At 60.8% G+C, this 11,521-nt stretch carries 12 protein-coding genes; 6 read left to right on the top strand and 6 right to left on the bottom strand.

The window, feature by feature from the left end; genetic code table 11:
- Nucleotides 1–142: 142 nt before the first annotated feature.
- The 4 genes from FW756_RS09575 to FW756_RS09560 are packed head-to-tail and all read right to left on the bottom strand — an operon-like array spanning nt 143 to nt 3,812.
- The gene (locus tag FW756_RS09575) at nt 143–931 is read right to left on the bottom strand and encodes a FadR/GntR family transcriptional regulator (protein WP_446429917.1); all 789 of its coding nucleotides are present in this window, start codon (nt 929–931) and stop codon (nt 143–145) included.
- 36 nt (nt 932–967) lie between these two features.
- Nucleotides 968–1,981 (bottom strand): ABC transporter substrate-binding protein, encoded by a 1,014-nt coding sequence (locus tag FW756_RS09570; RefSeq protein ID WP_446429916.1) that lies wholly within the window; start codon nt 1,979–1,981, stop codon nt 968–970.
- Entirely contained in the window at nt 1,981–2,775 is a 795-nt protein-coding gene (locus tag FW756_RS09565) for an ABC transporter ATP-binding protein (protein WP_446429915.1), read from the bottom strand. Before FW756_RS09565 ends, FW756_RS09570 begins: the two co-directional genes overlap by 1 nt.
- Nucleotides 2,772–3,812 (bottom strand): FecCD family ABC transporter permease, encoded by a 1,041-nt coding sequence (locus FW756_RS09560; RefSeq protein WP_446430038.1) that lies wholly within the window; start codon nt 3,810–3,812, stop codon nt 2,772–2,774. The genes FW756_RS09565 and FW756_RS09560 overlap by 4 nt, the downstream gene beginning before the upstream one ends.
- Nucleotides 3,813–3,951: 139 nt before the next feature.
- Between FW756_RS09560 and FW756_RS09555 the strand changes: the two genes are divergently transcribed.
- The 6 genes from FW756_RS09555 to FW756_RS09530 all read left to right on the top strand — a co-directional run bounded on the left by FW756_RS09555 (nt 3,952) and on the right by FW756_RS09530 (nt 10,163).
- Nucleotides 3,952–5,064: a ferrochelatase gene (locus tag FW756_RS09555; protein WP_446429914.1), complete on the top strand. Its 1,113-nt coding sequence runs from the start codon at nt 3,952–3,954 to the stop codon at nt 5,062–5,064.
- A gap of 11 nt (nt 5,065–5,075) precedes the next feature.
- Nucleotides 5,076–5,771 (top strand): hydrogen peroxide-dependent heme synthase, encoded by a 696-nt coding sequence (hemQ, locus tag FW756_RS09550; protein ID WP_446429913.1) that lies wholly within the window; start codon nt 5,076–5,078, stop codon nt 5,769–5,771.
- A gap of 117 nt (nt 5,772–5,888) precedes the next feature.
- A complete protein-coding gene (locus FW756_RS09545; RefSeq protein WP_446429912.1) occupies nt 5,889–6,890 on the top strand; it encodes an FUSC family protein in 1,002 nt (333 codons plus the stop codon).
- 60 nt (nt 6,891–6,950) lie between these two features.
- A complete protein-coding gene (locus FW756_RS09540; RefSeq protein WP_446429911.1) occupies nt 6,951–7,562 on the top strand; it encodes a CueP family metal-binding protein in 612 nt (203 codons plus the stop codon).
- Nucleotides 7,563–7,764: 202 nt separating this feature from the next.
- Nucleotides 7,765–9,105, top strand: a complete 1,341-nt coding sequence (mgtE, locus tag FW756_RS09535) for a magnesium transporter (RefSeq protein WP_446429910.1) — start codon at nt 7,765–7,767, stop codon at nt 9,103–9,105.
- Between the two features lie 77 nt (nt 9,106–9,182).
- Nucleotides 9,183–10,163 carry a diaminopimelate dehydrogenase gene (locus FW756_RS09530; protein ID WP_446429909.1) on the top strand — a complete coding sequence of 327 codons (981 nt, stop codon included), beginning with the start codon at nt 9,183–9,185 and terminating at the stop codon, nt 10,161–10,163.
- Nucleotides 10,164–10,401: 238 nt separating this feature from the next.
- Here the strand turns inward: FW756_RS09530 and FW756_RS09525 are convergent, their stop codons facing one another.
- Together FW756_RS09525 and FW756_RS09520 are read right to left on the bottom strand one after the other, a co-directional pair.
- On the bottom strand, nt 10,402–11,073 hold the full coding sequence (locus FW756_RS09525; RefSeq protein ID WP_446429908.1) for a lysophospholipid acyltransferase family protein: 672 nt from the start codon (nt 11,071–11,073) through the stop codon (nt 10,402–10,404).
- A complete protein-coding gene (locus FW756_RS09520) occupies nt 11,070–11,510 on the bottom strand; it encodes an NUDIX hydrolase (RefSeq protein ID WP_446429907.1) in 441 nt (146 codons plus the stop codon). Before FW756_RS09520 ends, FW756_RS09525 begins: the two co-directional genes overlap by 4 nt.
- Nucleotides 11,511–11,521 lie beyond the last annotated feature (11 nt).

Here is an 11,521-nt window from a genome sequence, read left to right as displayed (position 1 = left end):
GTGAATAGCTTACCCCTAAAGTGCACATTAATGTGCAACTTAGTGCAAGCTTGGCGTAGAACCTCAGATCCGTAAGACAACAAAACGACAGCGGGGCGACACGCTTGCGCATGTCGCCCCGCTGAAAAGCGCCAGCTGAGAGTTAGCTCCCAGTCTGCGGATCGTACCCGGCCCCGATGAGGCTTTCGGCGCGTTCCGTGTGGGGAAGCAGACTCAACATGTCGGTGTGAAGACCGAGGTCACGGTCGGCATGCAGCGCCATGGTGTGTGCGGCGTCGCGGACGTCGCGATCCTCAATCGCACGTAGGAGTGCGCCGTGATCTAGGTCCATGGTCTCCGGGGTGATTCCGAGGAAGGCGACCCCGCTGTCAACTGCGCGTCCGAGTACTGCCATGACGCCCGTGTAGAGGTCAAGCAGCAGCTTGCTGCCGCTCGCTTCGACGATCAAGCGGTGGAATGAGTCGGGACGGGTGATGTCGTTGCAGCGTTCGTGCGTATCGCCCAGCTCTGCAGCGCCGTACTCGCCATTGAGAATGTGAGTGTGGTTCTGCTTATAGCTTTGGCGCAGAGCCTCAAGCTGCTCGTCAGTGCGCTTGATTGCGGCGGTCTGCGCCGCCTCGATCTCAAGCGAACGACGATAGATAAGCACCTCTTCGAGATCCTGCTCCTGCAGGAACTCCGTGAGGATCGAGCTGACTGGCGTTCGTGCTCGCACGAACGTGCCAACGCCAGGAACTGCCTGCAGCATTCCGAGCGTTGCAAGAGAGCGCACGGCCTCACGGACGGTCGAGCGACCGACACCAATGAGCTCCATGAGTTCTGGTTCTTTAGGAATGAGTTCGCCGATTGGCCACTCGCCGCTGCTGATGCGCGCGCGGAGGAAAGCTAGTGTGTCTCGCACTTTGTGTGATCCGAGCTGAGGGGAGGCCATGGGTTGAGTGTACCGATCGCGCCCCGAAGTTGCCCGTTAGCCCAGCGTGGCTACCCAAGTTGAGAGCTTTGCAAGACCGTCAACGGTCGAGTTCAGGCCGAGCGCCTGGACCTCTTGACCGGTCACGCGGAGGATCTTGTCGTTCGCAACAGCGGGGAGAGCAGCGATGCCGGGGTTGTCAAGTAGATCCTTGAACAGGCGGTCTCCCGATCCGTTCATGTCGATCAGGACGATGCCGGCGGGATCTGCCTCAATGATCTGCTCAGCGGTAATTGGGCCGGTCGCGCGCATGCCGAGATCCGCACCAGCGCTGTGGCCGCCAGCAAGGGTCAACAGCTCAAGTGGGAAGGCTTCGCCAGCCGTAATGAACGGTCGACCGGCCTGGTTGTTGAGCACAAGCACGTTTGGCGCATCCGTCGCCTCGCTCTGGTCATCTGCGGATCCGGAAGCAACAAGTCCCTGCTCAATCTCGGCAGTGAGCTTGTCAGCAGCCGCATCGGCGCCAGTGGCCTGGCCTATGAGATCGATGTTCTGCGTGAGGGTTGCAACGCTCGTCCATGATGAGGGGAGCTGCATCGACTGAATGCCAGCCTGCTCAAGCGTCTCGCCGATGGTGTCATCCATGCCGTGACGGGGGCTTGAAATGACCAGATCGGGTGCCGCTGCGATGACCGTCTCAGGATCGAGGTTCATTGCGACGGGGAAAGTCCCCGGAACCTTGCTGAGCTCATCGACGTGGCCGCCAAGCGCTGGGTTCAGTACTGCCTCAGGAATGAGTACGAGGTGGTCAGCGAGGCCAAGCTCTGCGATTGCCTCTGCGCTCTCGTAATCGAGGGCCGCAATTGCCTGAGGCTCCGCCTCAATCGTCATCTGTGTTGCTTCGCCGCCCTTGGCGCCAGCAGGAATGTCGATCGTGCGCGGGAACGCGGCCGCTTCAGCTGCCGGTGCCTCAGCCGTGTTGTCGGTGTCGGCAGCGGTTCCGCAGCCTGTCAGCGCGACAAGACAAGCGGCGGCGAGGGCCGTGGCTGAGAGTGGTCGGGTGAGGTGCATTACGTGTCCTTTCGAATGCTGGTGAAGTCTGTGCGTGGATCCGCGGTCGCGAGCATGTGTCTGCCCTGCTCCGTCGTGTGAATTGACGTGTGTACGCCGTAGGCATCAAAGACGCGTTCTGGGTGCAACACTTCTTGCGGTGGGCCGTGGTGGGCAACGCCGCCGGGGTGGAGCAGGAGCACGTCGGTGCATGCGTTCAGTGCGAGGCTGAGGTCGTGGATCGCGGCGATCACGATCCGCCCCTCTTCGCCAAGATCGCGCATGATGCGCTCAACGGCACCCTGGTGGAAGAGATCGAGTGCGCTCGTGGGCTCATCGAGTACGACAACGGGGGTCTGCTGCGCGAGGACTCGTGCGAATTGGACGAGCTGGCGCTGGCCGCCAGAAAGCCCTGCGTAGGATCGGTCCGCGAGGTGCGCAATACCCGCCTGATCGAGCGCGCGGTCAACCGCCATGCTGGGGTATTTCCGTTCGGATGCCCACGCGCCGACTCCGACAAGCTCACGCACTCGAAGCTCACCCGGTGCGCCGTGGTCCTGCGCCATGAGGGCAATGTGTTTGGCGCGTTGGCGAGCCGACATGCGTGTCAGATTGTGGTCCCCGAAGCTGATCTCGCCGTAGCTGCTGATGCCGGTGTGGGCGATAGCGCCAAGGAGTGAAGATTTACCGACGCCGTTCGGCCCCACGATGCCGAGCACAGCCCCGGGCTCAATGCGTACCGTGAGCGGATCGGCCAGCGCTCGGCCGCCGCGCATCGCACCGAAGTCAGTCAGTAGGAGTGGTTCGGGCATCATGCGCGGCTCCGTCGCAGCAGCAGGAACAGGAACACCGGTGCGCCTGCGAGCGCCGCGACAACGCCCGTCTGCACGACGACTGCGCCAAATGCGGTGCGCGCGATCGTGTCGGCGATGACGAGGAAGAGCGCACCACCGAGCGCGGTGAGCGGAAGGAGCCTGGCGTGAGCTGCGCCGACGATGAGGCGCAGGAAATGAGGCACGATGAGGCCAACAAAGCTGATGATGCCGCTCACGGCAACTGCGGCACCAGTCACGAGGGCGGCCACGAGCAGCAGGACCGTCCGTTCGCGGTTCACATTGATGCCAGACGTCGCAGCAATTTCTTCGCCGAGCGCGAGGGCGTCAAGCGCACGTAGTCGGGTGAGGAGATAGCCAACGCCCAGCGTAATCGGCACGATCGCAAGCCAGACGTGATCCCAGCGACGCAACTCGAGGTCACCGGACAGCCAGAACATCGCACTTCGAACGAGCGCATCGTCGTGGGCGTTCGCGATGAGGACGTTGATGATGGCGCCAGCGAGCGCACTCAGTGAGACGCCGACGAGGATGATGGTGCCTGGGCGCAGGTCGCGGCGGGCGCGAAGCACGCCAAGCAGAATGAGTGCGACGATGGCCGCTCCGGCGAAGGCAGCGAGCGGGACGCCCCACTGGCTGTTTCCTGAGAAGCCAAAGGTGATGCCAGCAACGGCGCCGACTGCGGCGCCCGCAGAGACGCCGGTGATGCCTGGCTCGGCGAGGGGATTGCGAAGAATCGCCTGCATAACGGTGCCGACAACGGCGAGAGCTGCGCCGACGAGCATGGCAACCATGATGCGGGGGAGACGGATCGACCACACCACGGCATGGGCTTGGACCGCCGAACGATCTGCTGCCGGAGCGCTTGGCGCACCGGCGCTGCCGGGGGCACCGGCAAACAACGCTGCAAACGTTTCGGAGGGTGAAAGCCTCACCGTTCCGAGCATGAGCGAGACAATCGCAGCTGCAAGGAGTACGATCACGCCAATAGCGGTCGTCCACAGCACGGGATGTCGCATGCGGGTCACGGTTGAGCTCCTGACGAAAGTTGGCAGACCGGTGAGAAGCCCGATCGGCAATCACTATAGTTCCAGGTCAGATGTATCACGTCCGATGTTTCACATCAGACGTTCAGGTTCGGGCGAATAGCGTCGGAGTGTGACTGACAAATCTCATCTCAAACCTGCCTATCCGTACGATGCTGTGCTTTTGTGTTCATTTGGTGGACCGAATGCGCCGGAAGATGTTCTTCCCTTCTTGCGAAACGTGACCGTGGGAAAGGGAATCCCCGACGAACGTCTCGCTGAAGTCGGAGAGCACTACGGCCACTTTGGTGGCAAGAGCCCCATTAACGAGCAGAACCTCGAACTCGTTGCAGCGTTGCAGGCCGAGCTCGCTGAACGCGGGATTGACCTGCCAGTGGTGTGGGGCAATCGCAATTGGCATCCGTACTCGGTAGATACGCTCCGCGACGCTGCGGCTTTCGGCGCCAAGCGCGTGTTGACGATCGTGACGAGTGCATACGCGTCGTACTCCGGTAGTCGCCAGTACCGCGAGCACCTCGCTGCTGATGTTGCAGCGCTCGGCGACATTGCACCCGAGATCGACATTGTGCGCCCGTTCTTTAACGACCCCGGGTTCGTGACTGCAAACGCAGATGCGATTCGCGAGGCCGCAGCGAAGCTCCCCGGTGAGCTTGGCGGTGCGCATATTGTGTACGTCACCCACTCGATTCCAGACACGATGCAGGACGCATCTGCAGTCACCGGACCCGGCTACCGTGAGCAGCACGAAGACGTGCGCTCAACGATTGATGCGCTCCTTGCTGGCCCGACAGCACCCACCTTCGACTCGTCGCTTGCGTACTGCTCGCGCTCTGGTGATCCGCGCACCCCGTGGCTCGAACCTGATGTGAACGACCACCTCGAGGCACTTGCCGCCGCAGGTGTGACAAAGGTGATTCTTGCGCCGATCGGTTTCATCTCGGATCACATGGAGGTCGTATACGACCTTGATACCGAAGCGCTTGAAACTGCAGAGGAACTTGGCATTCATGCGGTGCGTGCAGACACCGCAGGCGTGCGCGCCCCGTTCGTCGCTGGTCTCGTTGATCTCGTGCTTGAGCGCGCAGCGCGCGAGCGTGGCGAAGACGTCACCGCGCGCACGCTTGGCGAACTTGCGGCGCTGCCTGATGTGGCACCTCCTGGTAGCTGCCGCATGTGCCACAACGAAGTCACCGGCAAACCGGTACTTGCAGGACCCGAGGATTAAGGAGATCCGTCATGATTGATCACTCAGCTATCGCCGAAAGTGTCAACAGCGCTGTGAACTACACCATGTTCGCAGTCTTCGCAGAGGACCGACTGGTTGCGCCGGTTGACGACTCTGCTGCTTCAATCGCAGATATTGAGGCGCGGATCGCGGCAGCAGACGGCCTCGAGGTGCGCGGCTGGTACGACATTTCTGGGTTCCGCGCCGACGCCGACATCATGGTCTGGTTCCACGCGCCAACGACCGAAGCTCTCCAGGCTGGTTACCGCGCCATCATCGAGGGTTCTGAGGGACGTCTGTCGCCGGTGTGGTCAAACATTGGTGTGCATCGATCCGCTGAATTTAACCGCACGCATATTCCTGCGTTCCTCGCCGGTGAGACCCCGGGCGACTACGTGTGCGTGTACCCGTTCGTGCGTAGCTATGAGTGGTACTTGCTGTCAGACGAGGAACGCAGTCAGATGCTCCGCGAGCACGGTGCGGCGGCGCGTGACTACACCGACGTGCTTGCGAACACGGTTGCGTCATTCGCGCTTGGTGACTACGAGTGGTTGCTTGCGTTCGAGGCAAGCGACCTGCTTCGTATCGTAGATCTCATGCGTGATCTTCGCGCGACCGATGCGCGACGTCATGTGCGCGAAGAGACGCCGTTCTTCACCGGTCCGCGCGTCTCTGCTGAAGTATTGCTCACGCGCGCACTCGGCTAGCCGGTACGTATCTGCTGCTCGGGCGGATCAGCGAATTCTCCAGTATGTGCAACTTTGCGAACAGGGAATTCACTGATCCGCCCTTTGTGTTTCCACTTCAATCGATAGCATGGGGCGATGAGTGAGGGCACCGCGCGTCGATCCGAGGGGTTCTCGTTCCGCCTGACCAGGGCCGCCGTTCTCGGAGCCGTCATGCTCGCAGTTGCGGCGATCGGTGTGCTCGGACTCTTGCACGTGGTCGTCGGGCCGAACACTGCTCGCGCGGGTTATCTCGCAATGCTGCTCCTGCTCTCGCCAGTGCGCACGTTCGTCTTGCGAACTCGCGTGCTCTCAGCCTGCTGGGCCATTGTGGTCGCGCTCGCTGGTTTCCTGGTGGGTGGCTTGGGATTCTGGCCAGTTCTTGCCGGTGTCGTGGTGGTGTGCCTCGTCCAAGGCATGTTCCGCATCGGTGAAATCGCGTCGCTGAGTCGGTCTCCAGTGAACTTTGTCGTGTTTTCTGGATTCGGGGCGAGCGGATCAATGGAACTCTGGCACGTGGCGCTCGGCTCGGTCGCGGGTGCAGCGGTGATGTTGCTTGTTGGCTGGTTGAACCCCCAAAAGGGAGGCAAGCTTGAACAGCCCACCAGTACTCGACAGCGTCTGCGGTACGGGCTCATGTTTGCGTCTGGCGCCGTGCTCATCCTGGTACTCGGTGAGGTCGTCGGAAAAACACTTGCTGAGTGGACGCTGCTGACCTTCTGCATGATTCTTTCTGTCGGATTCGACAACCGAGTCTCACGCGTGCGGCAACGCATGATTGGCACGATCGTGGGCGCGATCTTCGCGACGATCATGATGTTCGCGCCAGAGCCAGCTCAAATCACCGCCGCCGCGGTGTGCGGAATCCTCTGCCTCGCGTACATCAACATGGGTAACTACGCACTGTTTGTTGCGTTTCTCACGCCAGCGATTCTGCTGACATCGAGCATTGATCTCCCGGCCTACGTGCTTGCCGGTGAGCGCATCGCCGCGTGCTTCATTGCCGCGGGCACTGCGCTCGCAGTGAGCTGGTGTTTTGACCCGTTCGGCAAGCGAGCAAGCGGGCAGATCGCGGAACCGCAGCCGTCGCCACAATCGTGAGCACCGGCGGGCTGGGAGACTCACAGCGAACGTTGTGGTGAGGCTTGGGAAGATGACCTCATGACTGTGCGTTTTGGCGTTGTTTCTGCTCTTGCCCTCGCGGCCGTGCTTGCGGTGACTGGCTGCTCGACCGGCAATGATGCTTCTGCGCCGCAGGGCGCTGCAGCCGAGTCTTCGGAAGCTGCAGAGGCCGCCGATGTACTGTCGGAGCTTGGTATCTCAACAACGAACCCGCGTGAGATCATCAACGCGCTGGACGCACTTCCCGTGGCAGAGCGTCCGACCAACCTCATCGCCTCGGTGACGCCAATGGAGCTGCAGCTGCAGCCCGGTGAATCTACGGCAGAGAACCTAGCAATCCCCGAAGGTGAGTTCTACCTTTCGATTGCGCCGTATGTTGAGCAAACACATCCGTGCACGTTCCACAGTCTCACGACCTGCCTCGGAGAAATGGGTGGGGCTGACATTGAGCTGCGGATCGTCAATACGGCGACCGGAGAAGCGGTCGTTGACGAAGCGCGGACCATCGCGGACAACGGTTTCACCGGCGTCTGGTTGAAGAGTGGAAACGAATATGAGGTCACCGTCACAGCTGGTGGAAAGACCGGCACGCAGGTGGTTACGACGGGACCAGAAGATCCGACCTGTCTTACCACGCTACAAATCGGGTAACATAGGTATTTCTTGGAGTCAGATTCGCTGACTCGCTGTGAAACACGGCAGGAGGTGCATGATGGGCGATCCGCTCAGTCGATCTCACCGCACCTCCAGGACGGTATAGCGCGCTGCAGCCCTGGAATTAGGTGACTTGAGGCGTGCGCTCTCAATATCCGTCCGCACCGAATCTTGGTGCGCGAATCCAGAAGGTGCCGAAATGGTCGACTTTCAGACCCAGATCCGTGAACCGCTGCAGACAGGTGATCTCCAAGGTCTCGCGTCAACGTTGCACACGCTTGAGGCCGCTGAGCTCGTAGAGATCATCGATGCGTTGCCAACGCACGAAGCTGCCGTAGTCTTCCGACTGCTGCATAAGAGCCAAGCCGCTCCCGTGTTTGACAGCCTCGACACCTCAACGCAGGCTGACCTTGTAGACGAACTCGGGCATGGGGCGATCACTGAAGTGTTCGCCACGATTGATCCTGACGAGCAGGCTCGACTGCTTGACGAACTTCCCGCTCGGGTCGCAAAGCGATTGGTTGCGTCAATCGATGTGACCGAGCGCGGGCCGGTGATGGCGCTGCTCGGGTACCCAACAGGATCGGTCGGGCGGCACATGTCGCCAACGCGTGTTCGCGCGTACGCCGACGATACGGTGGCGACGCTGGCCACCCGCATCAACACCGAAGACGTGCACATTGCTGACTTTGCAGCAATTCCCGTCATCACGCGTGATCGCATCCTGCTCGGTACGCTCGACCCCGCTGACGTCTGGCGCTCTGCACCAGGTACGGTCGTCACCGACATCATGCATGATGACCCGATCGTGGCCACCACAAACGAAGACATCGAGCATGCCTCGCGTCAGCTCCTTGACTCTGGCAGCCTGCTTGCTCCCGTCGTCGACAAAGAGCACCGCCTCGTAGGCCTCCTGCCGATTAGCGATGCCGCCAAGATCGATAAGGAAGCGGTTGCAGAGGATCAGGCGCGCGCCGGTGCCAGTGAGCCGCTTCGCCGCCCTTACCTCCTGACGCCAGTACGGAAGATCGCGCGCTCGCGTATCGTGTGGCTTCTGGTGCTTGCCGTTTCTGCAGTGCTCACGGTCAACGTGCTTGAACTCTATGAAGCAACGCTTGAGCAGCAGGTCGCATTGGCGCTCTTTATTCCGCTCCTGACCGGCATCGGTGGCAACACCGGGTCGCAGGCCGCGACAACCGTCACCCGCGCACTCGCAATGGGCGAGGTGCGGTTGCGTGATGCTGCGCGAGTAGCGTTCAAGGAAGTGCGAACAGGGCTCATGCTTGGCGCAATTCTTGCGGTACTCGCGTTCGGTATTGCAAGCCTCGTCTACGAAGTACCCATCGGCATTGTTATTGGTTTGACGATTATCATCAACCTGCCAATCGCGGCGACCGTTGGTGGCGTCATTCCGCTCGTGGCCCGTGCATGCAAGGTCGATCCCGCGGTCTTCTCGACGCCGTTTATCTCGACATTCTGTGATGCGAGCGGTCTCATGATTTACTTCACCGTCGCGATTTCCGTGCTTGGCCTCGGCTAACAGATTTGATGAACGGTGAGCGTCATATGACGTAAAACCCGCGTGTCGCACCGATAAATCATCATATGATGATTCGCATGACCACTCCTATCGGTATCGGAATTGTTGGCTACGGCAACCTCGGACGCGGCGTCGAAAAGGCGATCGCACTGAGCCCCGACCTGCAGCTTGTCGGCGTGTTTTCACGCCGCGATCCATTAGCAGTGAAAACTGCGGGAGCGCCCGCATATGCTCTTGCTGATCTCGACGCACACGCTGATGAGATTGATGTCCTTATCCTTTGCGGCGGCTCGCGCAGCGACCTGCCCGTGCAGAGCCCTGAGCTCGCTGCACGATTCACCATTGTTGACAGCTTTGACACCCACCCCAAGGTTCCTGAGCACTTCGCAGCTGTAGACGCTGCTGCAACCGCAGCAGGCACGGTAGCGATTATCTCGACCGGTTGGGATCCGGGCCTGTTCTCGATCAACCGTTTGTACGGCGAGGCAATCCTGCCGCAGGGCTCGACATACACCTTCTGGGGTCGAGGCTTGAGCCAGGGCCACTCTGATGCGCTTCGCCGTATCGAGGGCGTCGTTGGTGCGGTGCAGTACACCTTGCCCGCAGAGTCAGCGATTGAGCGCGTCCGCTCGGGGGAGCAGCCTGAACTCACTACTCGTGAGCAGCACACTCGTGAGTGCTTTGTTGTGCTTGCAGAGGGCGCTGACGCAGAGGCAGTTCGGAACGAGATCGTGACGATGCCCGATTACTTCGAGCCGTACGACACCACGGTGAACTTCATCTCTGCTGAAGAGCTTGCACGCGATCATCAGGGCATGCCGCACGGTGGCTTCGTGATCCGCAGTGGTGAGTCTTCACCCGGTGTCAACCACACAATCGAGTACAAGCTTGCACTCGACTCGAATCCTGAATTCACCTCGAGTGTGCTTGTCGCATACGCACGCGCTGCAGCTCGTCTCGCGGCGCAGGGTGATACTGGCGCGAAGACTCCGTTTGACATCGCTCCGGGTCTGCTCTCGCCGAAGTCTGCTGAGCAGCTGCGCGCTGAAATTCTCTAAGCTCTAGGCTCTTCGCCCGCATCTCGAAACACCTCGAGACCCTCGAATCACCTCGAAACACCTCGAAACACCTCGAAACACATTGAATCACCTCGAAACCGAGGGTTTCATACGAAATGGCCTCTTTCATGCGCATGAAAGAGGCCATTTCGTATGAACGGGGTTGTTTCGCGGGGTTTGCGCCAGGAGTAACCAGCGCGGTGCCCCGCGCCTCAACCGGCGGACTTACGCGTGAGCGTTATGCGCCGATGGATCCGCGCGCATACTCATCAGCGAGATCCTGGCCGGTCAGCGTTTGTATCGCGCTCATGATCATTACGGTTGCTTCGCGGCGGGCTTTCCCGCCCGGTAGCGAGGCGAGCGCAGTGAAGTCGAGCGGCGTTCCGTACCTGATCTCGGCCCGGCCGCGTGGCCAACGCATTCCCAGGAGCTTTCGGTTTGTACCGATGAGACCGACCGGCACCACAACCGCTCCTGTTTCGAGCGCGAGCCAAGCAGCACCCGACTTTCCCCGGTAGAGCCGCCCGTCGCGGGATCGACTTCCTTCAGGAAATACGGCGAAGACGCTTCCGTTTGCAAGCACATCACGACCGCTGTCAAGCGCGGACTGAGCGGCCGAGGACGCCTCTCGATGCACGGGAATCGCGCCGATGCTGGTGAAGAACCAGCGGCCTAGGCGACTCGAAAAGAGCGACGCCTTTGCAAGAAACTGCACCTTGCGTGGAGAAAACGATGGGATGAGTATGGTGTCGTAGGCAGAGAGATGGTTGCTCACCAGCAGCACGGGACCGGCAGCGGGCACATTCTCCCGACCACAGATTCGGGGACGAAAGGCCAGCGTGAGCACCGGCCGCAAGACCGCACGGCCAATACTAAAGACCACGCCAGGGCGCGCGGCAGGGCGCGTCACTCGGTGTGATCCTGAGCGAGGAGTGCAGGGAAGACATGGTCATGATTGAGCGGCGCGACGTCTGAGCGAGTGGTCGCCGGCAGAATCCACTCGATTGCCTCGATTTCAGCTTGCGGCACCGCCGACTCAGCACCCGGAACCGTCGGCGCTACGAACACGGCTGCTTCGACGATGAACCCAGCTTCGTTTGCGGCGGCGGATCGAAATACGCCGAGCGGGCGTAGCTCTGTTGCATCGAGTGTGAGTTCGAGTTCCTCAGAGATTTCTCGGACGGCGGTATCGAGAGCTGCCTCACCGACCTCCGGTTTTCCGCCAGGTAACATGAACATGTCGGTTCCGCGCTTGCGAACGTGGAGCACCCGTCCTGTCTCGTCACGTATGACAACTGCGCTGACGCGAATGATCTGTTCGAAGTCCTGGGTCTCGTTTGCGCTCACCCGTAAATGAT

This window comes from Leucobacter sp. 1207-22, assembly GCF_052850455.1.
This window is presented reverse-complemented; position numbering and strand designations above follow the sequence as displayed.